At 67.4% G+C, this 25,383-nt stretch carries 19 protein-coding genes and 3 rRNA genes; 2 read left to right on the forward strand and 20 right to left on the reverse strand.

Going from position 1 to position 25,383, the window contains the following annotated elements; all coding sequences use genetic code 11:
• Positions 1-51 precede the first annotated feature (51 nt).
• The 11 genes from HMPREF9058_RS06230 to HMPREF9058_RS06280 form a co-directional block, all read right to left on the reverse strand.
• Positions 52-1,209 (reverse strand): glycosyltransferase family 4 protein, encoded by a 1,158-nt coding sequence (locus HMPREF9058_RS06230; protein WP_009406398.1) that lies wholly within the window; start codon positions 1,207-1,209, stop codon positions 52-54.
• A complete protein-coding gene (gene murJ / locus HMPREF9058_RS06235; protein ID WP_043537670.1) occupies positions 1,206-2,852 on the reverse strand; it encodes a murein biosynthesis integral membrane protein MurJ in 1,647 nt (548 codons plus the stop codon). The genes HMPREF9058_RS06230 and murJ overlap by 4 nt, the downstream gene beginning before the upstream one ends.
• Positions 2,852-3,769, reverse strand: coding sequence for a hypothetical protein (locus tag HMPREF9058_RS06240; RefSeq protein WP_009406170.1), 918 nt, complete (start codon positions 3,767-3,769; stop codon positions 2,852-2,854). The genes murJ and HMPREF9058_RS06240 overlap by 1 nt, the downstream gene beginning before the upstream one ends.
• Positions 3,770-3,873: 104 nt before the next feature.
• Entirely contained in the window at positions 3,874-4,809 is a 936-nt protein-coding gene (locus tag HMPREF9058_RS06245; protein ID WP_004564682.1) for a copper transporter, read from the reverse strand.
• Between the two features lie 58 nt (positions 4,810-4,867).
• Positions 4,868-6,073, reverse strand: coding sequence for a putative cytokinetic ring protein SteA (gene steA, locus HMPREF9058_RS06250; RefSeq protein WP_043537671.1), 1,206 nt, complete (start codon positions 6,071-6,073; stop codon positions 4,868-4,870).
• Positions 6,070-7,878, reverse strand: coding sequence for a DNA repair protein RecN (gene recN / locus HMPREF9058_RS06255; protein WP_009747463.1), 1,809 nt, complete (start codon positions 7,876-7,878; stop codon positions 6,070-6,072). Before recN ends, steA begins: the two co-directional genes overlap by 4 nt.
• A complete protein-coding gene (locus HMPREF9058_RS06260) occupies positions 7,875-8,834 on the reverse strand; it encodes an NAD kinase (RefSeq protein WP_009405984.1) in 960 nt (319 codons plus the stop codon). Before HMPREF9058_RS06260 ends, recN begins: the two co-directional genes overlap by 4 nt.
• Positions 8,835-8,950: 116 nt before the next feature.
• Complete coding sequence (locus tag HMPREF9058_RS06265) at positions 8,951-9,823, reverse strand: TlyA family RNA methyltransferase (RefSeq protein WP_009406349.1); 873 nt, start codon at positions 9,821-9,823, stop codon at positions 8,951-8,953.
• Position 9,824: 1 nt separating this feature from the next.
• A complete protein-coding gene (locus HMPREF9058_RS06270) occupies positions 9,825-10,079 on the reverse strand; it encodes a hypothetical protein (protein WP_009405667.1) in 255 nt (84 codons plus the stop codon).
• 85 nt (positions 10,080-10,164) lie between these two features.
• Positions 10,165-11,265 carry an HAD-IIA family hydrolase gene (locus HMPREF9058_RS06275; RefSeq protein WP_009406129.1) on the reverse strand — a complete coding sequence of 367 codons (1,101 nt, stop codon included), beginning with the start codon at positions 11,263-11,265 and terminating at the stop codon, positions 10,165-10,167.
• On the reverse strand, positions 11,262-12,110 hold the full coding sequence (locus HMPREF9058_RS06280; protein ID WP_043537672.1) for a hypothetical protein: 849 nt from the start codon (positions 12,108-12,110) through the stop codon (positions 11,262-11,264). Before HMPREF9058_RS06280 ends, HMPREF9058_RS06275 begins: the two co-directional genes overlap by 4 nt.
• Between HMPREF9058_RS06280 and HMPREF9058_RS06285 the strand changes: the two genes are divergently transcribed.
• Complete coding sequence (locus HMPREF9058_RS06285) at positions 12,078-12,671, forward strand: hypothetical protein (RefSeq protein ID WP_139018947.1); 594 nt, start codon at positions 12,078-12,080, stop codon at positions 12,669-12,671. The two genes, HMPREF9058_RS06280 and HMPREF9058_RS06285, sit on opposite strands and share 33 nt — an antisense overlap.
• Positions 12,672-12,878: 207 nt before the next feature.
• Here HMPREF9058_RS06285 and rrf read toward each other — a convergent pair.
• From rrf to argH, 9 genes are all read right to left on the reverse strand, one after another.
• Positions 12,879-12,996: ribosomal RNA gene (gene rrf / locus HMPREF9058_RS06290) — 5S ribosomal RNA — on the reverse strand.
• Between the two features lie 188 nt (positions 12,997-13,184).
• Positions 13,185-16,365, reverse strand: a 23S ribosomal RNA gene (locus HMPREF9058_RS06295).
• A gap of 450 nt (positions 16,366-16,815) precedes the next feature.
• A 16S ribosomal RNA gene (locus tag HMPREF9058_RS06300) occupies positions 16,816-18,359 on the reverse strand.
• Together the 16S, 23S and 5S rRNA genes form the textbook arrangement of a ribosomal RNA operon.
• 542 nt (positions 18,360-18,901) lie before the next feature.
• Complete coding sequence (tyrS, locus tag HMPREF9058_RS06305; RefSeq protein WP_009406377.1) at positions 18,902-20,164, reverse strand: tyrosine--tRNA ligase; 1,263 nt, start codon at positions 20,162-20,164, stop codon at positions 18,902-18,904.
• 164 nt (positions 20,165-20,328) lie between these two features.
• Entirely contained in the window at positions 20,329-20,943 is a 615-nt protein-coding gene (locus HMPREF9058_RS06310; protein WP_009406009.1) for a bifunctional 2-polyprenyl-6-hydroxyphenol methylase/3-demethylubiquinol 3-O-methyltransferase UbiG, read from the reverse strand.
• Positions 20,933-21,493, reverse strand: a complete 561-nt coding sequence (locus HMPREF9058_RS06315) for a MarR family winged helix-turn-helix transcriptional regulator (protein ID WP_009747492.1) — start codon at positions 21,491-21,493, stop codon at positions 20,933-20,935. The genes HMPREF9058_RS06310 and HMPREF9058_RS06315 overlap by 11 nt, the downstream gene beginning before the upstream one ends.
• Complete coding sequence (locus HMPREF9058_RS06320; protein WP_009406199.1) at positions 21,490-21,915, reverse strand: hypothetical protein; 426 nt, start codon at positions 21,913-21,915, stop codon at positions 21,490-21,492. The genes HMPREF9058_RS06315 and HMPREF9058_RS06320 overlap by 4 nt, the downstream gene beginning before the upstream one ends.
• A gap of 140 nt (positions 21,916-22,055) precedes the next feature.
• Positions 22,056-22,727, reverse strand: coding sequence for a DNA-3-methyladenine glycosylase (locus HMPREF9058_RS06325; RefSeq protein ID WP_009405451.1), 672 nt, complete (start codon positions 22,725-22,727; stop codon positions 22,056-22,058).
• A 17-nt stretch (positions 22,728-22,744) separates the two neighbouring features.
• Complete coding sequence (gene argH, locus HMPREF9058_RS06330) at positions 22,745-24,331, reverse strand: argininosuccinate lyase (protein WP_009406408.1); 1,587 nt, start codon at positions 24,329-24,331, stop codon at positions 22,745-22,747.
• Between the two features lie 176 nt (positions 24,332-24,507).
• Here argH and HMPREF9058_RS06335 point away from each other — a divergent pair, with 176 nt between their 5' ends.
• Positions 24,508-25,380, forward strand: a complete 873-nt coding sequence (locus tag HMPREF9058_RS06335) for a formate/nitrite transporter family protein (protein ID WP_009405652.1) — start codon at positions 24,508-24,510, stop codon at positions 25,378-25,380.
• Positions 25,381-25,383: the final 3 nt, after the last annotated feature.

Raw genomic sequence — 25,383 nt, forward strand, 5'->3', positions numbered from 1 at the left:
TCGCTGCTGGGCGCTCGGGCACCACGATGCTACCGCTCGGGACAGGGCGGCTCAGTGCAGATCGAGGACCGTCTGTCGCAGCTGGGCCGCCAGGTCCTCGAGCCCGGAAAGGCCTCTGGCCGCCGCCTGCGCGCGCTCAGCGGCGCGAGTGCGGGCATCGGGGTCGCTCAGGAGGGTTCGAAGTGCCTCCGCGATGGCCTGGGCCTGAGGGTCCACGAGGACGGCTCCTCCTCTGGCGGTCACGGCGGTGCCTCCGACGTCGGTGGCCACGATCGCGGTGCCTGCGCGCAGAGCCTCCTGGATGGTGAGGGGCTGGCCCTCCCACAGGCTGGTCTGGACGACGACGTCAGCGATCTCCATGAGGGCCGGAGCATCGCTTCGCCGCCCCAGGAGGGTGACCGGGAGCTGTTCGGCGGCGATGCGCTCAGCGGCCTGCTCGCGGCCGGGGCCGTCCCCGGCGAGGGCCCAGGTGAAGGCGGTCAGCCGGCCGGCGTCAACCTCGCGGGAGAGGATCGCGGCGGCCTCGAGCAGCAGCGGCAGGCCTTTCTGCGGAGCCAGGCGGGCGACGGTCAGGAGGCGGGCCCCGCTTCGCGGCCAGGCATCCTCCGCCGCGGCCGCGTCGGAGGCGCCCGGTTCAGCGGGCTGCTGGGGTGGCACCGCGGGGATGATGGCGAGCTCGACGTGTGGGGCGCCGAGATCCTGGGCCCGTTCGGCCAGGTCGGGGCTGACCGCCAGGACGAGGTCGGCGCGCCGGGCGATGAGCCGCTCGAGCCTGTCCCCCACCAAGGTGGTCAGGCGCCCCCCGACGGTGAGGTTGTGGAGGGTGACGACCAGCCGCGTGCGTCCGCGGCGGCGTCGTCCCAGGGCCAGGGCGGCCAGGGCCCCGGCTCGCAGGCCGTGGGCGTGAAGGACGTCGGCGCGCCGGCCCAGGCGACGCAGCCTGGCCACGGCCAGGGTGTCGTTGAGGCTGGGGCGGGGGCCGATCTCGAGTGGCTCGGCGCGAGCCGGCTCGATATCCAGTCCGTCAAGGACCGCGGCAGGGGCCTCAACAATGACGTCGTGGCCGTCGGCGGCCAGGAGGCGGGCGCAGTCAGCCAGGTGGGCCCGCACCCCTCCAGCGGCCGATCCGCACACCTGGAGGATCCTCCGGCGCCCGACCTGCGGGTCCTGTACGGCACCGGGCTTATTCGTGGCGTCGACGTCGCTCATGGTTGCTCCTTGTCGTCCTTCGTTGTCACCGTCGGCCTGCCGCCAAGTACCGATGCCAGGAGGCTGCGGTCAGCCAGGTGGATGACCACCAGGACGAGGGCCGCGGCCGCAGCGGCACCGATCACGGCGGTGATGACGGCCAGGGGCAGGGAGGTGACGCGGGTGGTCGCCTCTCGGACGGCCAGCCCGAGGACGAGGGCCACGGGCAGCCCCGCACCGAGCGCGGTCAGGGTCGCGCGCAGCACCCGGCCCCCCATGACTCGGGCCAGGACGGCGAGCAGACTCACCCCAGCCACCGTCATCCCAATGGTCGTGCCCATTCCCAGGGCCACGAGGGTGGCGCGCCCGTCCCCGCCTGCGGGCGCCATGAGGCGCACGCAGGCGGCGCAGGCCACCGCCACGGTCAGCCAGCCGGCCGCGGTGGCGTGAGCGGCGGGCCGAGAGCGGTCGGCGGCGAACAGGACCCGGGTGACCTGGTAGATGAGGGCGTAGCCGATCAATCCCGGAGCCAGGACGGCCAGCGCCTGGCCCATCCCGTCGACCTGCTTGAAGGAGAAGAAGCGCTCGGCGGCTGCGCTGGCGGCCAGCAGCATGGCGGTTCCGGCCACGGCGACGGCGGTGACCAGGGCCGTGGAGGTGGCCACCAGCCTCCTGACGTTCTCCTCGCCTGTGCCGCCAGGACTGCCCGCCGACAGCTCGCGGGCCTCGAAGGCGGCGGTCAGGCGGGGGTAGAGGACGGTGGCCACGGGGACGGCCAGCACCGCGTAGGGAAGGACGTAGACGGCCTGCGTGTACTGATAGACCGCAGCAGTTCCGGTCTGCCCTCCCCAACGGGCCATGGCCAGGACCACCAGGACGCTCACCTGCTGGGCCAGGATCGTCCACACCCCGGCCCCGCCGAGCCGCAGCGCCCGCCGGGCCTGGGCGCCCCCCAGTCTCAGGGTGGGGCGCAGACCCAGCCCCAGCCGGTGGACCGGCCACAGCAGCGGCAGGCTGAGGGCGGCCACCCCGAGGGTCGTCCCCCAACCCAGCACCTGGAGGGCGAGCCTGGAGGCGGCCGCGTCGTCGCCGCCGGCCAGCACCCCGTAGAGACCATAGGTCGCCATGACCACGAGGCTGGAGAGCATCGGTGTCAGCGCTGGCCAGGTGAAGCGGTTGTGAGCCTGGAGGACACCGGTGAGGACGACGGCCACCCCGTACATGGGCACCTGCAGGGCGAACATGCGCAGGAAGGAGGCGACGAGCTCATGCTGAAGCGTCGGGTCCACGCCCTGGGAGGTGGGGAACAGGGAGGCGATCGGGGCGGCCAGGACGATGAGCCCCAGGGACAGTGGGGTCAGGACCGCCAGGACCAGGCCCAGCAGCCCCGAGGCGGTGGCGGTGACCTCCTCACGCCGGCCCGCGGCGATCGGTGCCGCCAGGAGCGGAACGACGGTGGCGGCCAGGACCCCGCCGACGACGACCTCGTAGAGGGTGTTGGGCAGCTGGTTGGCCGTGGTGTAGGCGCCCGCCACCGTTCCGGTGCCGACGGTGGCGGCCTGGACGAGCCAGCGCAGGAACCCCAGGACGCGGGAGACAAGGGTCAGGCCGGCGACGGACCCGGCCACTGAGAGCAGTCCGCCGCGGCGTTGCTGGGCCGTCATCAGGGGCGGCGTCCCAGCCCGTCGAGTGCGGCCAGCACCGGGGTCTCGCTGATGACGCGGGAGAAGGAGACCTTCTCGCTGGCCAGGATGAGGCTCACCCCGCTCAGGGCGGCCCCGGCGCGCACCGCGGCGTGGGGGTGGCAGGCCAGGGCGGTGCCCAGCAGGGCGCCGACGGCGTTGGCCCCGGTGTCCCCCAGCATCGTGTTCTCCAGGAGGTCCTCCGGCAGGGCTGCGAGACTGACTCCCAGGGTGCCCGCGGCCAGCATCCGGGTGGGCTCGCCGTCGCGTCCGGGGGTGGCCAGCAGCGGGGTGCTCACGATGCAGGCGGTCTTGAGCGCCCGTCCGGGGCGCAGGTCGAGCAGGTTGAGCAGGTTCGCCCAGGCTGCGATGACCACGGCGCTGGACGCGGCGTCGACGGCGCTGGACGCCAGCAGACGTGCGCCGGCGCCCGTGCATCGGTGGCGGGCCAGGAGGACACCGCCGACAAGCGCCCCTGAGCCGATGACGGCGATCTTGAGGGCTCCGGTGGTGACACGCCCGTGAGCCAGGGCGGTGAGGTGACCCTTGAGCCCCTTGGCGGGGGTGTCGCCGTCGTGGGCCCCGGCATCGAGGTCGTCGACCAGGCCGGCGCACCCACCGGCCCCAGCCGCGATGGTGGCGGCCAGTCCTGCCCGTGAGGGTGAGCCCGTCCTGCCCCGCAGAAGCCTGCCGGCCTCGATCCCAGCCGTCACGGCACCGGCTGCTGCCCCGACTCCCCCGCGCAGGCTCACGGTGCGGCCGTGGAAGTTGGTGCGCTCCAGTCCCTGGGCAATGGGCGCCAGACAGGTGGACCAGGACAGGGCGGTGCCCGCCGCCTTGAGACCCGTCCTCGCCAGGTCTCGGGCGCAGGACCTTACTCGCGTGATCGTGCCAGCCATGGACTCAGCCTAAGGCAGGGCGGGGACCGATCGCGGCGTCGCCACCCATGACGCGGCCGCAGCGTCCGGGCCGGCCGAGTCACCTGCGTCGCTGAGGACAGGGACTACTTGGTCACTGGCGGCATGACTGCCTCGGCCCCCTTGTCGAAGCCGTAGTGCCCGGTGGTTCCCGCACGGGTGGAGGCCAGGGCCAGGGGCGTGGAGACGGAGGCGGCGATCTGGCCGACGGAGTCGATGGTGGTCACCTTCGCCTTCTCGGAGCGGATGATGCCGACGACGCCGCCGTCACCGTCGGCGGAGCCGACGACGACTGTGGGCGCCCTACCGGCTGTGCCCTCCAGCGCTTTGGCCCAGGCCTTGGGGTCCTCGCCCGGCGAGGCCTCGACGGTTGCTCCCTTGCCGGAGGATGCCTGCGGACGCGGCCCGACGACGACGATCATCTCAGCCGCAGCGGTGGGCGTGGAGTCCACGGAGATGAAGGGAGTGCCGGACTTGTCCACTGTCACCGACAGCATGTCCATGAGGACCCGGGAGGAGTCGTCGTTGGCGGTCAGGGCCTTGGCCAGCGCCTCCCCCAGGATGCCGTTGGCGTCCTTGGAGTTGGTGCTGCCCAGGTGTCCTTGGACCTGTCCGGAGAAGGTGGAGCGGTAGTTCTCCCGGGACAGGTCCACCCAAGTGCTGGTCAGGCTCACCCGGCCGGTGACGGTGGCGCCTGCGTTCTTGAGCTGGGCGGCGATGGCGTCGGCGTCCTCGGCCTTGGCGTCCGGCAACAGCACCATGGCCACGTTCTTGGAGGCCAGGGTCCCGGGCAGGAGGCTGGTGGCGGCCTGAGTGATGTAGGAGTCCCGCTCGTTGACGGCCGTCTCAGTCTGCTCGAGCTTGGCCTGGGTGGCGTTGCGGTTCTCACGCAGGGCGGTGACCTGGTCGTTGAGCGCGGTTCCCAGGGAGTTCTGCAGCGGGCCGGCACCCAGGACGACCCCGACGGCGAGGGCCAGGAACACGGAGATGAGCGATACCAGGTGATAGCGGAAGTCGATCATGGTTGAAGACCTTGAAGATGACCGTGAGAGGGGCTGCCTCTCAGATGGGCGGGGGTCGTTAGACGGTGGGTGAGTTCGGGGCCAGGCCCAGCAGTGAGCGGAAGAAGTTGACGACGTCGTCCCACACGGCGCCGGACAGGCCCAGGAAGGTCTGTCCACCGGGGGTGGACATCAGGGCGATGGCCAGGGCGAAGGTGCCCGCCAGGGCCAGGAACAGCAGCCACCACCCCGAGATACGGGTGCGGTAGAGCTGGGAGACACCCTTGGCGTCGATGAGACGGCCGCCGACCTTGAGCCGGGTCAGGAAGGTCGAGGACATGCCGGCGCGCCCCTTGTCGAGGAACTCCAGCAGGGTGGCGTGCGTCCCCAGGGCCACAATGATCTCGGCGCCGGCCTCATCAGCCATGAGCATGGCGATGTCCTCGCTGGTGCCGGTGGCGGCGAAGACGTGGTGCTCGACCCCGAGCTCCTCGACATGGGCCAGGCCCGGGGCGCGTCCGTCGCGGTAGGCGTGGACGACGATCTCGGCGCCGCAGGTCAGTGCCTTGTCGGATACGGAGTCCATGTCGCCCACGATCAGCGCCGGTTTGAAGCCGGCGTCCAGGACGGCGTCGGCGCCTCCGTCGACACCGATGATGACGGGCTTGTACTCGCGGATGTAGGGCTTGAGCGCCTGCAGGTCCTCCTTGTAGGAGTAACCGCGCACGACCACCAGGACGTGCTTGCCGCTCATCTGCGTGGTCAGCGAGGGCATGCCGACGCCGTTGAGGAGCAGGTCCCATTCCCCGCGCATGTACTCCATGGTGTTGGCGGCGAAGGCCTCCAACTGGACGGACAGGCCCTTCTGAGCCTCCTCCATGGCCTCGGCGACGGTCTGCTTGGTCTGGACCGATCCCTCGGCGATGACCTGCTCCTTGCCCTCGACCCGCACCGAGCCGTCCTCGACGGTGATGCGTTGGCCGTCGTGCAGGCGCATGATGTCGGGGCCCAGGTCGTCCACGAGCGGGATTCCCGCGTCGAGGAGGATTCCGGGGCCGAGGTTGGGGTAGCGCCCGGAGATGGACGGTGAGGCGTTGAGGACCGCCGAGGCGCCGCACTCCACCAGCGCCTCCGCGGCCACCCGATCGAGGTCCGTGTGGTCGATGATGGCGATCTCCCCGGGCTGGAGACGCTTGGTGAGCTTCTTCGTGCGCGCATCGACGCGCACAACACCGCTGGGATGCTCGGAGACGGACGCAGACTTTCTGCGGAAGGGATTCCTCACGGCTCGGATTGTCCCATGACTGCTTCCTGGAGAAGCTCAGCGGCGTGCCGGACCGCGGCCTGGGAGTCCTCGTGCCCGGAGAGCATTCGGGCCAGCTCTCGTTGTCTCTCTTGGTCTTCGACGACGAACACCTGTGTGCGGGTGCGCCCCGGCTGGGACTTTCTCACATTCCCTGCGGCCGCCTCTGAGGGGCCGGGACGGGACTCAGGCTCGGTCACGGTCTCCTTGCGTACCACGAGGTGGGTGTCTGCCCAAGCCGCCACCTGCGCCAGGTGGGTGACGACGATGACCTGGTGGTGTCGCGCCAGACGGGCCAGGCGCCTGCCGATCTCCCGGGCGGCCCGGCCTCCCACCCCGGCGTCGATCTCGTCGAAGACGAGGGTGCGGGTGTGGGTCGAGGGACGAGACAGGGCCGCGGCGTCGGCGAGCACCACCTCCAGGGCGAGCATGATGCGGGATAGCTCGCCTCCGGATGCCCCCTTCCCCAGGGGCAGGGCTGGAGCGCCGGGGTGTGAGACGAGTAAGAGGGCGACGCTCTCAAGGCCGGTGGGCCCGGGCTCATCAAGCCGGTCCAGCTCGACGACGAGCCGAGCGCCCTTCATCTCCAGGCCCTCCAGCTCTGCGGTGACGGCCTGCTCAAGGCGCTCGCCGAGCTGCTGACGCGCCCGGCTCAGCTCGGAACCAACACTGGCCAGCTCCTCGTCAGCGGCGGCCAGGCGCTCGGCCAGGACGGTGGCGGTGTCCTGGGGGCCGTCGATCTCGGCCAGGCGCGCGGCGGCGCGCTGCCCCCAGGCCAGGAGGGCGTCGACGTCGTCGAGCTGCTCCTGAGGCCCGCCGATCTCCCGGCACGCGCGGGCGAGCTCTCCGCGGCGGTCCTGTACCTGGGCGAGGCGAGCCGGGTCGGCGCTCAGCGAGGACAGGTACCCGCCCAGCTCGGCGGCGATGTCGGCTGCGTCGATGCCCAGTCGCTGGGTGCGCGTGGCCAGCTCAGCCAGGGCGGGGTCGCGGTCGGACTCGGCGGCCAGGCTGCGGTGGGCGTAGGCGATGAGGGAGACGACATCGGGCGCCTGCCCGGTGGCGGACTCCTCCCCGCTGAGTGCGGTGCGGGCCCCGGTGGCGGCCCGGCGCAGGTCCTCGGCGTGGTCGAGTCTCTCGGCCTCCGCCGTCAGCTCCCGGTCCTCACCGCTGCGGGGGTCAACCTCCTCCAGGGCCTCGAGCCAGGTGCGCAGCTGGGCGACCTCGACGGCTCGGGCCTGAGCGGATGCCTGCCACTCCTGGAGCTCCTGGTCGGCCTGTCGGCGCGCCTGGTAGGCCCGGGCGTAGCGGCGGCACAGGGCGGCGTGGTCCTGACCACCCAGTGAGTCCAGGGCAGCGCGTTGGGCCGCGGTCGAGCGCAGTCGCAGCTGGTCGGCCTGGCCGTGGACGGAGACCAGCCGGCCGCCGACCTCGCTGAGGACCGAGGCCGGCACGGAGCGCCCTCCCAGGTAGGCGCGGGAGCGTCCGGAGGCGGGGACCGTACGAGAGGCCAGGAGGAGGTCGTCGTCAAGATCACCCCCGGCCTCGACGACACGGGCGGCGACACGCGAGTCCGGGTCAACCAGGAACGCGCCCTCGACCAGGCTGCGCTCAGCACCGGTGCGCACGATGGTGGTCTCGGCCCGCTGCCCCAGCAGCAGCCCGAGCGAGGTGAGCACCATCGTCTTACCGGCGCCGGTCTCACCGGTCAGGGCGGTCAGGCCGCGGCTGAGGGGAAGATCGGCCTCCTCGATGACACCGAGGTCCTCGATGTGCAAAGACTCGATCACGCTGTCCCTCCCGAGGAGTCCGGCCGGCTTCCGCCGTCGGTGCTCGTGTCGGCGGAGGAGACAATCGGCTGGTGCAGCGCGTCCTCCTCGGGTGAGTAGGCCTCATCGGCGCTGCTGGAGGCCCGCCACCCCTCCACGGGCAGGTCGAACTTGCGCACCAGGCGGCTGGCGAAGGGGGCCTGGTTAAAACGTGCCAGGCGTACCGGACGCTCCGCCCGGGTGACCCGGATCCTGGCGCCGACCGGCACGTCCAGGCTGCGTCTGCCGTCGCACCAGATCTCGGCGCCTCCGAAGCCGACCCGCTGGACGACGACCTCCATGCAGGAGTTGGGGCCCAGGACCAGGGGGCGGGTGAACAGGGCGTGCGCGGCCACCGGCACCAGGAGGAGCGCCTCGACCTCGGGCCAGATGACGGGGCCCCCGCAGGAGAAGGCGTAGGCGGTCGAGCCGGTGGGGGTGGACATGATGAGGCCGTCGCAGCCGAAAGAGGAGACGGCCTGGCCGTCGACGCCGATGGCGACCTCGATCATGCGGGCGCGGTCGCGCTTCTCCAGGGCAGCCTCGTTGAGTGCCCAGTCGCGTGTGACCGTCCCGTCAGGACAGATGACTTCCACGTCCAGGGTGGTGCGGGTCTCGACCGTGTAGTGGCCGGCGACCAGATCCGCGACGACCTGCTCGATGCCGTCGGGGTCGGCCTCAGCCAGGAAGCCGACGTGGCCGGTGTTGATGCCCACCAGGGGGATGTCCCGTTCGCGGGCGATCTCGAAGGCGCGCAGGATCGTGCCGTCGCCGCCGAGCACCAGGACGAGGTCGACGTGGTCGGTGCAGTCCGGGCCGACCGGCTCGACTCCTCGGGCGCGCAGTGCCTCCGAGGCCCGGGCCACGGCGCTGGCCGTGGGAGCACTGGGCCTGGGGACGGGGACGGGCTTGTCGTTGAGCTCGCGCTGCAGCAGCATGACGCGAGAGATCCTCCGGCCGTGCTGCTCCCTACCCGGCTGCTGCGAGGACCCGTGGAGAGCGGCGGAGTCGGCCGGCCGCGCCGCAGCACTGGTGTCTGAGGGGCTCAGCTTGCTCATGAGTGGTTCCTTGTTCTGCGTCGTCGCGCACCGCCCGCCGCGGGGCCGGCAGCGACAGCGTCCTCGATGTTGGAGCGCAGCTCGTCCCCGTTCAGGTCCCCGGGGCAACCGGCGCGGGAGGCGTGCATGCTCAGGAAGTACTCAACGTTACCGGCCGGTCCTGGCAGAGGGGAGGCGGTCACGGCCTCGACTCCCACGCCCAGGGAGTGGGCCCGCTCGGCCACCGTCATGACGGTGGCCACATGGAGCTCTGGGTCGCGCACCACTCCCCCGTGCCCGATCCGGTCCTTGCCCACCTCGAACTGGGGCTTGACCATGAGCAGGAGGTCGGCATCGTCGGCCGCGGCGCGCAGCAGCGGTTCGAGGACCAGGGTCAGGGAGATAAAGGACAGGTCGCCCACGACGAGCTCCGGGGCGGGGGCGACGGCCTCGGGATCCAGTGTGCGGATGTTCGTGCGGTCCAGGGCGGTGACGCGGGGGTCGGAGCGCAGCGACCAGGCCAGCTGGCCGTAGCCGACGTCGACGGCCACGACGTGCTCAGCACCGCGGCGCAGGAGGACGTCGGTGAAGCCGCCGGTCGAGGCGCCGGCGTCCAGGCAGCGGCGTCCCTCGACGCGGGGTGCCAGGCCGCGGCGGCCCAGCGCGTCCAGCGCGCCGGCGAGCTTGTGGGCACCGCGGGAGACGTAGTCGTCTCCGGAGGGCACCAGGATCTCGATGGCCTGGGCCGGGTTGACCTGACGGGCGGGTTTGGTGACGACCTCGCCGTCGAGGGTGACGTGACCGTCGGCGATGAGCGTGGCGGCATGGGTGCGGGAGCGGGCCAGCCCGCGGCGCACGAGCTCTGAGTCGATGCGGATGAGCCGGGCCATATCAGCCTTCCGCCTTGTGAAGGACGGAGGCGAGGTCCTCGTGAATGGCGGCCAGGGCGGCTGCGCGCTCCTCCAGGGGCATCTGAGCGATCTGGGCGAGCTCATCGGTGTGGTCGTGGAGGCCTTGGGCCGCCGTCAGGGCGACGTCGGCCCGCGGGGGTGCAGGCACCGGCGGCCGATGAGCCGGCCGGTATGCGGAGTCCGCCGTCGCCGGCGTCTCCTCCCCGACGTCGGTTCTCGACTCGTTGCCGCTCATTCCTGACTCCCATCGACTTTGCTCGCGTTGACGCTGTGGTTCCTCATCTCCTCCGGTAGGAGCCTCACCGGCCCCGGCCGGGATTTCAGGGCTCAATCACCTCGATCTCGGGCACCTCCAGCGTCGCGGCCTCACCCTGGCGGCCCTGAGCGTCTGCCCAGTCCCAGGCGGCCACGGCCAGCGCCCGGTAGGAGTCCAGGTCGATACGCACCGCACTGTCGTCCGGGGAGGTCACGGCGCCGGAGTCCTGGAGCTCAAGCCGGGAGCCGAGGACTCGGGCACTGCGGTTGCCGACCCTCCACCACACCTGGCCGTCGACCTCGACTCGCACGGGCTCGGGGTGAGGCGCGGTCAGGCCACGCAGGTCGGTGTGGAGGAAGCTGGGACGCTCGGTGGCCGGCGCGCAAATGACGTCTCGCGCGTCGGAGACGCCGGTGAGGACGTGAAGCCCCGGGATCCCGGCGGCCCGGGCCCCGACATGGTCAGTGTTGAGCCGGTCGCCGACCGCCAAGGGCCTGGTACCACCAGCCCGCTTGAGGGCACGCGTGTAGATGCCTGGGAAGGGCTTGCCCCCGGCCAGGGGCTCCTTGCCGGAGGCATGGACGATGGCGGCCACGAGGCTCCCGTTACCCAGGGCGAAGCCCCTCTCGGTGGGCAGGGTCGCATCAAGGTTGGTGGCCACGTGCAGGGCCCCGGCATTGATGGCGTAGACGCCCTCGGACAGCAGCGCCCAGTCGACCGCCGGGTCCCAGCCCTGGACGACGGCCACGGGCCCGTCCTGCGCACTGCTGGTCACCTGGAAGCCCTCGTCGAGGAGGGCCTGGCGGACGCCGTCGCCGCCGACGACGAGCACCATGGAGCCCGGTTCGACATGCTCGGTGAGCATGGCGGCCGCGTCCATGGCGGCGCTGAAGACCTCCGACGCCTCGGCAATGATGTCGTTGTCCGCCAGCTTGTCCACGACCGTCTGGGGCGCCCGTGAGGCGTTGTTGGTGACGAATGACAGATGCATTCCGGCCTTGCGGGCGGCGTTGACGTTGTCCGCCGCGTGGGGAACCCGGGCCTGACCGGCGAAGCAGACGCCGTCGAGGTCCAGCAGGGCGACATCGTAGGCGGTGCACAGGGGCTGTTCGCTGCCGAGCAGGGTCGCAGGGGCGGCGGTATCAGAGGCCTGGGGCATGGTCATCGGGGCTCCTCAGAAGCGTTGGTGGAAGGCGTCGGCGCGTCCTGCGCATCCTGGAGCAACTCGGCCATCTCGGCCTCGACGCGCTCGGCGAAGGACTGCGACCACTGAGCGTCCTCATCCTGGTCCACAGGCTCGTCGTGCTCCTCGAGGTCCAGTGAGGCCTCGTCCTGAGCCGGCTCTCCAGGAGCCTGTGAGGTCTCGGTCGTCTCGCTCACTGCATCACCGATCGTGTTCCCGTCGGAATCCGTGGCGGGCTGAGTGCCGGAACTGTCCGGGGTGCTCTCCTCGTGGGCCTCGGAGTCATAGTCGTCCTCGATGTCGAAGACCTCGACCTCGTCCTCCTCAACCGGCTCTGGACCGATCCGGTCACGGATGGCCTCAGCCTCCCGGTTGCGTCCGAGCTCTGCGAGCCTGTCGGCACGCACAGAGTGCAGGCGTCTGAGGGTGTCGCTGTCGGAGGGACGCGCCCTGATGGCGTCCTCGATGATGAGCAGGCCAAGATCAGTCTGGCCCATGTCGTGGCGAAGACTGGAGACGACCATGGCCAGCTCGGCCCGTTCAATGTCGTCGAGCTGGCGAGGGTCTGCCGCTTGAGCGGCTTGGAGGGCCTTGTCGAGGTTACCCAGCGCTCGCTCGCAGTCGACCTCGATGGCCCGGTGCAGGTCGAGCCCGGACAGGCGCCTGGCGGCCCGAATCTCTCGGAGCGCCTCGCTGTAGTGGCCGGCGAGATATGCCGCGATTCCGGCCGTCTCCCGGACGACGGCCACCCGGCCCGCGTGGGAGGCGGCGTAGCGCGCGTGCTCGTAGGCGGCTTGAGGATCGTCGTTGAGGAGGCGCTGAACCATGACCAGGTGCCGGGCAACGTTCTCAGCGTTAGCACGCCCCAGGGCGCGCAGCTCTGCCCTGGCGCCCCGTTCAAGATCAGCCGGCTCGACGTTGTCCGGGACCTTGGGTTCGGGGACGCGCTGACGCTGCGGCGGACGACCGCGGCGATCGTCTCGCCTGTCGCGCGAGTCATTCCTCCCGGAGCGGTCGTTGAAACGACCTGGCCTGCGACCATTGCGGTCGCCACGCCTGCTACCGCGCTCACCGCCTCGACGCCGTTCGTCGCGCCAGTCGTCACGGTGCCGTCGATCGCCGCGAGCAGAGTGCCCCCCGCGGTTCGACCGCTGGGAGTGCACCCGAGAGCCGGAGGAATCGTCGTCTTGTCCCGCCCGATCACTGCGATGAGGGCGACCGTCCTCCCCTGTAAAACGGCGACGTGCCCCGAAGCCGTGACGCTCATCGTTGCGGCGACGCCGGCCTGCCTCGCTGTGGTCCGAGCCGTGCTGACGGTCCTGATACGCCATGGTCCTTCTTTCACTCTGGCACTGCCGCCAGTTGCCCTGGTGCTGTCGTTTACCTGAGAGGAGCCTACCTGGGCCGCGGTGCTCAGGCGTAACGGGACTCGGCAACACGTGGTGTGGTGCGTGTCCGAGCCGAGGGCTTCGGAGGGGCGGGCCGTAGCATTGTAGAGATTCGAGGCGAAGATGAGCGCTCCGGCGGAAAACGGTTCAGCCCCCGGGGGTGCTCCTTTGTGGAGTCCCCAGGGGCTGAACCTTGTTCAAGTGTGTGCTCGGTGGTGTCCTACTCTCCCGCACCCTGGCGGGTGCAGTACCATCGGCGCTGTCAGGCTTAGCTTCCGGGTTCGGGATGGATGCCGGGCGTTTCCCTGTCGCTGTGACCACCGAGACGACTACATGGGCAGTGCGTCAGTGTGTTCCTTGATTCTGTTATCGGGCCGCCTGTCAACGCACACTGTGTGTGGTTGGTGGTTGGGTTGGGTGTGGACCGTATAGTGGACGCTTCGCTCTACTGTGGTTGCTCACCCCCGGTACTCCCACGCACACTAGCGTGCGTGTGGTGTGTGTTGGGGGGTGTTGTTGTTTGTGTTGGCCTATTAGTACCAGTCAGCTCACAGACCGTTGCCGGTCTTCCACTTCTGGCCTATCAACCCAGTAGTCTGCTGGGGGCCTACCAAAAAGGACAAGTCCTTCTTGTGGAGACCTTATCTTGAAGATGGTTTCCCGCTTAGATGCTTTCAGCGGTTACCCTTCCCGAACGTAGCCAACCAGCCGTGCCCCGGGCGGGACAACTGGCACACCAGAGGTTCGTCCGTCCCGGTCCTCTCGTACTAGGGACAGGCCTTCTCAAGTCTCCTGCGCGCGCAGAGGATAGGGACCGAACTGTCTCACGACGTTCTAAACCCAGCTCGCGTACCGCTTTAATGGGCGAACAGCCCAACCCTTGGGACCTGCTCCAGCCCCAGGATGCGACGAGCCGACATCGAGGTGCCAAACCATGCCGTCGATATGGACTCTTGGGCAGGATCAGCCTGTTATCCCCGGGGTACCTTTTATCCGTTGAGCGACGACCCACCCACACGGGATCGCCGGATCACTAGTTCCTACTTTCGTACCTGCTCGACCCGTCGGTCTCACAGTCAAGCTCCCTTGTGCACTTGCACTCAACACCTGGTTGCCGACCAGGCTGAGGGAACCTTTGAGCGCCTCCGTTACACTTTAGGAGGCAACCGCCCCAGTTAAACTACCCACCAGGCACTGTCCCTAACCCGGATCACGGGCCCAGGTTCAGGCGCACGCCATAACCAGAGTGGTATTTCAAGGACGACTCCACCGCCACTGGCGTAACGGCTTCACAGTCTCCCACCTATCCTGCACAAGCTATAGCGGGCGCCAATACCAAGCTGTAGTAAAGGTCCCGGGGTCTTTCCGTCCTTCTGCGCGAAACGAGCATCTTTACTCGTACTGCAATTTCGCCGAGCTCATGGTTGAGACAGCGGGGAAGTCGTTACGCCATTCGTGCAGGTCGGAACTTACCCGACAAGGAATTTCGCTACCTTAGGATGGTTATAGTTACCACCGCCGTTTACTGGGGCTTAAATTCACCACTTCACCCGAGGGTTGATGGTTCCTCTTAACCTTCCAGCACCGGGCAGGCGTCAGTCCGTATACATCGCCTTACGGCTTCGCACGGACCTGTGTTTTTAGTAAACAGTCGCTTCCCCCTGGCCTCTGCGACCCTCCCCCCTAGCCCGCAAACGGGGCTTCAGGGATCAGGCCCCCCTTCTCCCGAAGTTACGGGGGCATTTTGCCGAGTTCCTTAACCATGATTCACTCGTGCGCCTAGGCATACTCTGCCCGACCACCTGTGTCGGTTTAGGGTACGGGCGGCTGGCACCATCGCGTCGAGGCTTTTCTCGGCACCCCAGGATCACCCTGTTATCCCCCACCAGTGTGAGGTCACCATCACGCCTCACCCCCGTCATCAAAGACAGTCCCCCGGATTTACCTGGGAAACGGGCTGCGCGCTTGAACGGACCAAGCCATCAGGTCCGCCGGGCTACCACTGTGCGTCACCCCTGTTAACACGCTTGCCTACCTGCACGGAGGATCCCCAGACCCCACCACCACAACCACACCGTCAGGCGAACCTGACACATGCGGCATACATGGTGGTTGGGCGTGGGTTAGCACCCGCGCGTCAGCATGGGCGGTGCTTCGCCGGTACGGGAATATCAACCCGTCATCCATCGACTACGCCTGTCGGCCTCGCCTTAGGTCCCGACTCACCCAGGGCGGACTAGCCTGGCCCTGGAACCCTTGGTCATTCGGCGCTAGGGCTTCTCACCCTAGTATCGCTACTCATGCCTGCATTCTCACTCCCGCACCGTCCACCAGCAGTCACCCACAGGCTTCCCCCGGTGCAGGACGCTCCCCTACCACCCACAACCCCTGCCACCACCCCGACAAAACGGGATGATGAAGGGAATGATGTCATGGGTCCGCGGCTTCGGCGGTGTGCTTGAGCCCCGCTACATTGTCGGCGCACGATCACTTGACCAGTGAGCTATTACGCACTCTTTCAAGGATGGCTGCTTCTAAGCCAACCTCCTGGTTGTCTGCGCGACCGCACATCCTTTCCCACTTAGCACACGCTTAGGGGCCTTAGCCGGCGATCTGGGCTGTTTCCCTCTCGACCACGGAGCTTATCCCCCGCGGTCTCACTGCCACGCTACAACCCGACGGCATTCGGAGTTTGGTTGACGTCAGTAACCCTGTGGGGGCCCATCAGCCACCCAGTAGCTCTACCTCCGCCGGGCAACACGCGACGCTGCACCTAAATGCATTTCGGGGAGAACCAGCTATCACGGAGTTTGATTGGCCTTTCACCCCTACCCACAGCTCATCCCCCCAGTTTTCAACCTAGGTGGGTTCGGTCCTCCACACGCTCTTACACGTGCTTCAACCTGGCCATGGGTAGATCACCCCGCTTCGGGTCCAGAACGCGCCACTACACATCGCCCTATTCGGACTCGCTCTCGCTACGGCTACCCCACACGGGTTAACCTCGCGACACGCCACTGACTCGCAGGCTCATTCTTCAAAAGGCACGCCACCACCCCCACACAAGACGTGCGGAGGCTCTGACGGCTTGTAAGCGCCCGGTTTCAGGTACTATTTCACTCCCCTCCCGGGGTACTTTTCACCATTCCCTCACGGTACTATCCACTATCGGTCATCAGGAGGTATTCAGGCAGCCAAGTGGTCTTGGCAGATTCACACAGGATTCCACGAGCCCCGTGCTACTCGGGCACCATCCCAGACACGCACCAACCAGTTCCGCCTACGGGGGTATCACCCACTACGCCACGCCTTCCCAGACGATTCAGCTACCGGCCAGCACACGCGCCCCCTCTCCGGCAGAAGAGAAACAGGACAGCCCCACAACCCCGCACACGCAACCCCTGCCGAGTATCACACGCACACGGTTTAACCATCATCCGCTTTCGCTCGCCACTACTCACGGAATATCTTCTCCTACGGGTACTGAGATGTTTCACTTCCCCGCGTCACCCCCCACACCCTATACAATTCAGATGCAGGTGACACGACATAACTCGTGCCGGGTCCCCCCATTCGGAAACCCTCGGATCACAGCCCGCCAGCCGGCTCCCCGAGGAATATCGCAGGCCACCACGTCCTTCATCGGCCCCTGACTGCCAAGGCATCCACCGAACGCTACAAAAAAACAAACAACAAAAGATACACGAACACAATCAAGAACAGAACACACACCAACAGGCGCCTGCTCTGAGCAATCAATTCGCAGAAATCATTACAGTAAGATGCTCGCGTCCACTATACAGTTCACAACCAACCCACCCACACCCACACCCCACCACCCACAAACAAGGCAGCAGAACACGGGTCAGGCAACCAGGGCGCACTGCCCCAGAACCCCGACAGCATGCCACCCCCACACACGCGAGGGCACCCACCACGCCCCACTCCCCACACAAGCAGGAAGCAGAAGCATGACAGGCGTGTCTCCTACACCAATCACCAGACAAGCCAACCACCCCGCACACCAGTGCACGACAGTCGGCCGCCCAGCCCTTCCGCAAGGGCAGACCCCCAGCCGGCCCAGACCCACACGGCCCAGACAAGATCAAACGGCCAGGAAGCCACCCCCACAATCAATCCTTAGAAAGGAGGTGATCCAGCCGCACCTTCCGGTACGGCTACCTTGTTACGACTTCGTCCCAATCACCAGCCCCACCTTCGACCGCTCCCCGTAGGGCCACGGGCTTCGGGTGTTGCCGACTTTCATGACGTGACGGGCGGTGTGTACAAGGCCCGAGAACGTATTCACCGCAGCGTTGCTGATCTGCGATTACTAGCGACTCCAACTTCACGGTGTCGAGTTGCAGACACCGATCCGAACTGAGACCGGCTTTAAGGGATTCGCTCCACCTCACGGTATCGCAGCCCTCTGTACCGGCCATTGTAGCATGCGTGAAGCCCAAGACATAAGGGGCATGATGATTTGACGTCATCCCCACCTTCCTCCGAGTTGACCCCGGCAGTCTCCCGCGAGTCCCCACCACAACGTGCTGGCAACACGGGACAAGGGTTGCGCTCGTTGCGGGACTTAACCCAACATCTCACGACACGAGCTGACGACAACCATGCACCACCTGTGAACCGGCCCCACAAGGAGGAAACCCCGTCTCCGGAGCCGACCGGCACATGTCAAGCCTTGGTAAGGTTCTTCGCGTTGCATCGAATTAATCCGCATGCTCCGCCGCTTGTGCGGGCCCCCGTCAATTCCTTTGAGTTTTAGCCTTGCGGCCGTACTCCCCAGGCGGGGCACTTAATGCGTTAGCTACGGCGCGGAAGACCCGGAAAAGGCCCCCCACACCTAGTGCCCAACGTTTACGGCGTGGACTACCAGGGTATCTAATCCTGTTCGCTCCCCACGCTTTCGCTCCTCAGCGTCAGTAACGGCCCAGAGACCCGCCTTCGCCACCGGTGTTCTTCCTGATATCTGCGCATTCCACCGCTACACCAGGAGTTCCAGTCTCCCCTACCGCACTCAAGCCGGCCCGTACCCACCGCAAGCCCCCAGTTAAGCCAGAGGATTTCACGACAGACGCGACCAGCCGCCTACGAGCTCTTTACGCCCAATAATTCCGGACAACGCTCGCGCCCTACGTATTACCGCGGCTGCTGGCACGTAGTTAGCCGGCGCTTCTTATCCAGCTACCGTCAACCCACCCACAAGGGACAGGCCTGCTTCACTGGCGAAAGAGGTTTACAACCCGAAGGCCTCCATCCCTCACGCGGCGTCGCTGCATCAGGCTTGCGCCCATTGTGCAATATTCCCCACTGCTGCCTCCCGTAGGAGTCTGGGCCGTGTCTCAGTCCCAGTGTGACCGTCCACCCTCTCAGGCCGGCTACCCGTCACCGCCTTGGTAGGCCATCACCCCACCAACAAGCTGATAGGCCGCGAGCCCATCCCCCACCGAAGCAATATCTTTCCCACACCCACCATGCAGCAGGCGCAGAATATCCCGTATTAGCCACACTTTCATGCGGTTATCCAGAAGAAGGGGGCAGGTTACTCACGTGTTACTCACCCGTTCGCCACTCATCCAGAACCAGCAAAAACCGGTCCCTTCACCGTTCGACTTGCATGTGTTAAGCACGCCGCCAGCGTTCGTCCTGAGCCAGGATCAAACTCTCCAAACAAAACCAACAAAATTCAAGCCCCAACCAACCACAAACAGCCAGCCAGAACCCAAAGTCAGTACAACAGTCCAGAAAACCAGACCAGGCCCAACCCAACCCCCACAACAAAAGAAATGAGGGCCAGGCAAACCAAAACAAAACAAGACCCCAACAACCACACACAACCAAAATCATGCGCAGCCCCCAGGGCCATGGCATAAAAAACATGACACACTATCGAGTTCTCAAACAACACACCCACCGAGAACTTATCGTAAGGCATTTCGCCTTTCGCTTCGCTCTCAGAAGCGCCTGAGAAACTTTAGCGAGCCGGATTTTCTGAGTCAAACGAATGGGCGGTGACCCTCGTCTCTCTTCGGCTCTCTTCAGTTCTCAGTCCCCGGCCGGTCTGAGGAAATTCATCCTCCCCGTTTCGGGCCGGAGAGAACATTACGCACCGACCACCAACCCGTCAAACTGTTGAGCGGTGACGGTGCCCACAAGGCATCGTCACCGCTCAACAACCGTGTTCGCAAGGTAAGGCTTTCCCTTGACGGTGGAGCCTAAACCGCACGTCCGACGGCCAGGTTCCGCCGTCCCTTGCGCACCAGCACCACTCCCCCGGCGAGCAGGTGCTCGGGACCGATGACCGCGGTCTCGTCGGCCACCTTGACGTTGTTGATGTAGGCTCCGCCTCCGGCAATGGTCTTGCGGGCCGCATTGCGCCCGCGCTCCAGCCCCGTACCCACGAGCAGGTCCACGATCGTGGTCTGTCCGACTGCCACGTCACCGGAGGCGAGATCAGCCGTGGCCGCCAGGATCGTCGCCTCATCGATGTCGGCGAGGTCGCCGCGGCCCCACAGTGCGGAGGTCGCCGCTTCGGCCTGGGCAGTCGCGTCGGCTCCGTGGACCCACGTGCAGACTTCGTGCGCCAGAACCCGCTGCGCCTCACGTGCCTTCGGGTTCTCGGCCGTCACCGCCTCCAGGCGCTCAATCTCCTCGCGTTCCAGGAAGGTGAAGACCTTGAGGAAGCGCACGACGTCGGCGTCGTCGACCTGGAGCCAGAACTGGTAGAAGGCGTAGGGGCTGAGCATCTCGGGGTTGAGCCAGATCGCCCCGCCCTCGGACTTACCGAACTTGGTGCCGTCGGCCTTGGTGATGAGGGGGTTGGTCATGACGTGGACCGAGGCGCCCTCGACCTTGTGGATGAGGTCCATCCCGCCCACGAGGTTGCCCCACTGGTCGTTGCCGCCGACCTCCAGGGTGCAGCCGTAGCGTCGGTAGAGCTCGAGGTAGTCGTTGGCCTGGAGGACCTGGTAGCTGAACTCGGTGTAGGAGATGCCCTCCTCGCTGGCCAGGCGCCGGGCGACGATGTCCTTGGAGAGCATGGTGCCCATGCGGAAGTGCTTGCCCAGGTCCCGCAGGAAGTCAATGGCGCTCATCGCCTGGGTCCAGTCCAGGTTGTTGACGATCTGCGCCGGGTTGTCCCCGCTGAAGTCGAGAAGGTTCTCGAGCTGTTCCTGCAGGCTGGCCGCCCAGTCGGCAACGACGTCCTTGGTGTTGAGGCTGCGCTCCCCCTTGGCGCGCGGGTCGCCGATGAGGCCGGTCGCCCCACCCACCAGCGCCAGCGGACGGTGCCCGGCCAGCTGAAGATGGCGCATGACCTTGACGGCTACGAGGTGCCCGTGGTGAAGGCTCGGCGCCGTGGGGTCGAACCCGCAATAGAAGGTGACGGCCCCGTCGCTGAGCGCCGCTCGCAGCGCGTCAATGTCGGTGTGCTGGGCGATGAGCCCGCGCCACTGCAGTTCGTCCAGGATGTCCGTCACTGTCCAGTCGCCTTCCGTGGGTTGTCGTGCTTGCCGCACGCATGATCCCGGCGCGTCACGCTCGGGTCCGGCTGATACCTCCGGCGCAGATAGTCTGCCATGCTCCGGCTCGGCTTCCACGAAGAGGCCAGGCCACGGAGCCGTGAGCCGGATACGGGGAGCCTTCACGAGCCCTCAGTCGGGCGATCCCATATGAGGGTGTATCGGTAGTAGAAGCGCCGTCGAGTCCTGGCCCCGGGAAGCAGCCGGACTGCCGCCCGACGAATCTCGGCCAGGGACTCTCGTGGAACACGAGTGACCACACCGATGTCTGAGCTCTCCCGTCGCAGGGCGCCGACCACGTGCAGAGGCAGGACGGCCAGTGCGGACAGCGTCCAGTCCCACAGGCTCTTGTTGGCGGCCAAGCCGACGACGATCAGACGCCCGCCGGGTGCCACCAGCTGACTCAGCCTCACCAGGGCGGGTTCCAGTGGGAGGTGGTGCAGCGTGGCCACGCAGGTGACCGTCTCAAAGGTGCCGATGCGCTGAGAAAGGTCCAGATCCATGACGTCGTCGAGCAGCACCTCGGCCTGCGGAGTCCGCTCGAGACGTCTGCGCGCTCGAGCAACTGCCTGCCCGTCGGTTTCAAGTCCGACGGCGCACCGACACACCGCCGCCAGGCGTGCGAGCAGGAGCCCGTCACCGCATCCGACATCGAGCGCGCTTCCACCGCGCAGCGCCGCGTCCCGCACGATGCGCCGGTGAAAGGCGACGTTGTGGTTCCAGTAGTCACCGGCCACTGCGGGAGCCTGGTGGAGCAGCCGCCGTGGTCGGACTGGCTGTGTCGCTCGAGGTCTTGGGGCTCTCAGCCCGGTCGGTAGACGCAGCGGTCTCCTCGTTGGGCTGCGTCGCTGATCCGCGCGCTACGACGCCGGCTTCACGCAGCAGTGCCTCGCGCAGGTGGGGCACTGCTGCGAAGTACACCTCATCGGCGTCCTCCACCAAACGCGTTGCCCGGGCCCCGACATCTCTCCCTGCCGCTGTCATGGTCACGATCCGGGCACGGGCGTCCTTGGGATCCGGCTGCCGCGACACCAGACCGGCCCGCTCCAGCCGGCGCAGCACCTGGCTGGTGGTCTTCACGTCCATTCCAGCCTGGGTCGCGACCACCACCTGACTGGCCCCGTCCCCGTGCTCCTCGAGCCACTGCGTGCAGGCCAGGAGGACGAACTGGGAGTGTGTCAGTCCAACTGGCTCCAGGGCGGCAGCGATGTCTCGCTGCCAGGCCAGCGCGGCCCTCCACATGAGGAAGCCGGGGCTCGCCTCAGGACCCTGGAACCTTGTCTTCACATACCGACCCTAGCAGCCTCAACGAGCGAGTCGATGGCCTGCGGAAAGTCCTCGGCGATTCCCGGACCGATCGTCGGGCCCACATCGTCGGCACCGGGGCCGTCGATGTCGAGGCGGGTGGTCACAACGCTCTTCCCTTGTGTCTGCGCGGGCATGAAGGAGTGGGTGAAGGTCAGCTCCACTCCCCCGTAGGAGACCCGGTCCGCCTGGACATGAGGGGGTTCCCAGCGGATCACCGTGATCTCGATACTGTCCTGCCCCTCCGGAGTCATCGTGATCGAGGCGCCGGGTCCCACGGGCTCGCGCGGCTCGTAGCGATCTCCCTGGGGGAGCTCGATGTCACCGGAGAGAACCTTGATCCAGGTCTCCCACAGGACCTCCGCCGGGAGATCCACTGTCCGTTGGCACTCAGTCGACCACATGGCCGTTCCCTTCCTCGTCCTCCGCGCTCGGCGGTTCCGCACCACAAATAGTCTTTGCAGCGATAATCTGTGTACCCATTATTAGCGGACAGGAGTGGCGCGGGCAAGTGGAGACCCAGCGGAGTCGGGCTCGGCGAGGTTCAGCCCTGTGAGCGTCGCCTGGTGACGGCCGGCCGGTATGGCGAGACGGTGGGCTCTCCGTCCAGCCAGAAGCGCCACGGGAAGGCTTCTCCGTCTCCCCCGGGGCCGGCCACCCCGGTGCGTGGCCCACGGCGGATGCGTCCGGCATCTGGTGCCTGCTGCGGCAGCGTCAGGCTGATGCGTGATCCCGGCCCGCCCAGCAGCGCGCCGTCGTCGGAGCGGTCCAGTCCCAGTGCGGCGCACAGTCTGGCCGGGCCACGGGCCAGGTCGCGGTCAGTGCGGGCTGCGGGGCGGCGTCCCCTGGCCTGCTCGAGCCCTTCGACGACCTCTCCCCCGCGCAGCAGCACCGCGCGTGAGACCCCGGCAGGTCCGGTGACGATGTTGAGGCAATGGTGCATGCCGTAGGTGAAGTAGACGTAGATGCACCCGCCGGCCTCGAACATGGAGGAGTTGCGTGCCGTGCGTCCCCGGAAGGCGTGGGAGCCCGGGTCCTTCTCGCCGCGGTAGGCCTCCACCTCGGTCAGGCGGATCGCAACGCGCCCGGCCGAGTCGGCAACGGTGATGACGGCGCCCAGCAGCGCCGGGGCCGCCTCCAGGCTGTCGCATCTGAGCAGTGAGGCGACCTCGGCGCTCAGCTCGGTCGCCGTCTTCCTCAGGGAAGCGTCTGACATCGACCTGCTGCCCCGGCTCAGTCCTGGTCCTCCTCGCCCCACTCCTCATCGGTCTCACTGGGCTCGGGCCACTGGGGACCGGCGGGGCCGTCCAGCAAGGATCCCTCCCAGGCGAAGACTCGCAGCTCGGCGCTGCGGGCGATGGCGCGGGCGAGCTGCTCCACCACACGCACCGGGGCGGTGCCGCCGTGCCCAGTGCGGGCCGCCACCGACCCCTCGGCTGAGAGGACCTCCCGCACCCCCGGGGTGAGCCGCTCATCAATGGCGGCGAAGTCGGCGTCGGTCAGGTCCCACAGCTCAATGCCGCGCTTCTCGCACTCGCGCACGCAGGCACCGGAGATCTCGTGGGCGCTGCGGAAGGGCACACCGTTCTTAACCAGCCACTCCGCGATATCAGTAGCCAGGGAGAACCCCTGAGGGGCGAGCTCCGCCATGCGCTCGTAGTGGAGAGTCATCGTGCTCACCATGCCGCTGACGGCCGGCAGGAGGACCGCCAGGGTGTCGACGGCATCGAAGACCGGCTCCTTGTCCTCCTGCAGGTCCCGATTGTAGGCCAGGGGCAGGGCCTTGAGGGTGGCGAGCAGCCCAGTCAAGTCGCCGATGAGGCGCCCGGCCTTGCCGCGGGCGAGCTCAGCCACGTCCGGGTTCTTCTTCTGCGGCATGATGGACGAGCCCGTGGAGTAGGAGTCGTCCAAGGTGACGAAGTCGAACTCCTTGGTGTTCCAGATGATGATCTCCTCGCTCAGGCGCGAGACGTCCACCGCGACCATCGCGAGGACGAAGCTCAGCTCGGCGACGACGTCGCGGGCGGCGGTGCCGTCGATGGAGTTCTCCACGGCGGCCTCGAAGCCGAGGTCGGCGGCCACGGCATCGGGGTCCATGCCGAGCGTGTTGCCCGCCAGCGCGCCGGAGCCGTAGGGGCTCACGGCGGCACGGGAGTCCCAGTCCTCCAGGCGCTCGACGTCACGCATGAGCGGCCAGGCGTGAGCCAGCAGCTGGTGGGCAACGAGCACCGGCTGGGCGTGCTGCATGTGGGTGCGTCCGGGCATGATGGCGTCGGAGGCCTGGGCGGCCTGGTCGATGAGGGCATCGACGACGTCGAGGACGAGTCCGGCGACGTGGCGGGCCTGGTCGCGCAGGTACATGCGGATGAGGGTGGCGATCTGGTCGTTGCGGCTGCGCCCGGCACGCAGACGGCCCCCCAGATCGTCGCCGGCGCGCTCGATGAGGCCGCGCTCCAGGGCGGTGTGGACGTCCTCATCGGTGGCCTCCGGGACGAAGATGCCGGCGACGACGTCGGCCTCGAGACGCTCCAGGGCCTCCAGCATGCCGGACAGCTGGCCCGTATCCAGCAGACCGGCCTGTGCCAGGGCGCGGGCGTGGGCCCGGGAGCCGGCGATGTCGTAGCGGGCCAGGCGCCAGTCGAAGTGGGTGCTCACCGACAGGGCCGCCAGCGCGTCGGCGGGTCCTCCTGAGAAGCGTCCGCCCCACAGGCTGACGCCGGCGGGGGCCGCCTCCTGCTGAGCTTCTGAGGCGACGGGTCGGGCAGCGGATGGCTGAGCGGACTGGCTGGAGAACTGACTCATGGCTCCATCATGGCCCATCTGCCCGCACAGGTTCCTCAACGATCAGTCTGGACAGGCCCTGTCGTGGCTCGTAGACAAAACGACCCACGCAATCTTGAGGAAGATACGGAAGCGGGACCAGGACCAGCGACCCCGACCAACGGGAAGGAAGAAAGGCCTGTATCTCGGTTGGCACGCAATGCCATGATGAGCCAATGCCCGCCGAACAAGACGCACTTTTCCCAGGCAAGCAGTTCATCTCCACCGTGCTCGAGGCCCTCGAGACCAAGACCCGGATGACCGGGGTGATCGCCCACCGCTATCTCATGCGCGCGGCCATGGCCGGCATGATCGTGGCGGTCTTCTATATCGTGAACTACGCCATCGTCGGCGTCTTCGACGGCCTGCGCGTCGGAAACACCTCGCTGGCGGGGCTCGGAAAGATGCTCGGGGCTCTGTCCTTCGGCCCCGCTCTCGTCTTCATCTACTACACGAAGTCCGAGCTGCTCACCAGCAACATGATGGTGGTGGCCATCGGCCACTACTACAAGCGGATCTCGACGTGGCGGGCCCTGAGGGTGCTGGTCATGTGCCTGGCCGGCAACTTCGCCGGAGGGCTGGTCTTCGCGGCCATGTACCGCTTCTCCACCCTCGTGGGGGCGGCAACCGGCGAGCAGGCCGTGCACTCCGTGGCCGCCAAGCTCCACTACCTGTCGTCGGCCTCGGGGATCGGGGACCTGTTCGTGCGGGCGGTCCTGTGCAACTTCATGATTAACCTGGCGATGCTCCTCATCTACAACGGCTTCATCCGCGAGGACTGGTCCAAGATCTTCGCGATGCTCATCTCCGTGTTCGTCTTCGCCTTCCTCGGCCTGGAGCACTCCGTGGCCAACACGGTCCTGTTCACCGTCGTCGGCCTGACGCACGGGATCGATGTCCTGCCGGCGCTGGGGAACGTGGCTGTGGCCCTGCTGGGCAACTTCGTGGGCGGAGGGCTGCTGATCGGCGGCTACTACGCCTACGCCAATGACGACTCCCGCTGGCTGCGCCGCCAGCCCCACCACAACGAGGTGCAAGCGGCCACGTAGCCG

Source organism: Actinomyces sp. oral taxon 175 str. F0384, assembly GCF_000223355.1.
Taxonomy (GTDB): domain Bacteria; phylum Actinomycetota; class Actinomycetes; order Actinomycetales; family Actinomycetaceae; genus Actinomyces; species Actinomyces oris.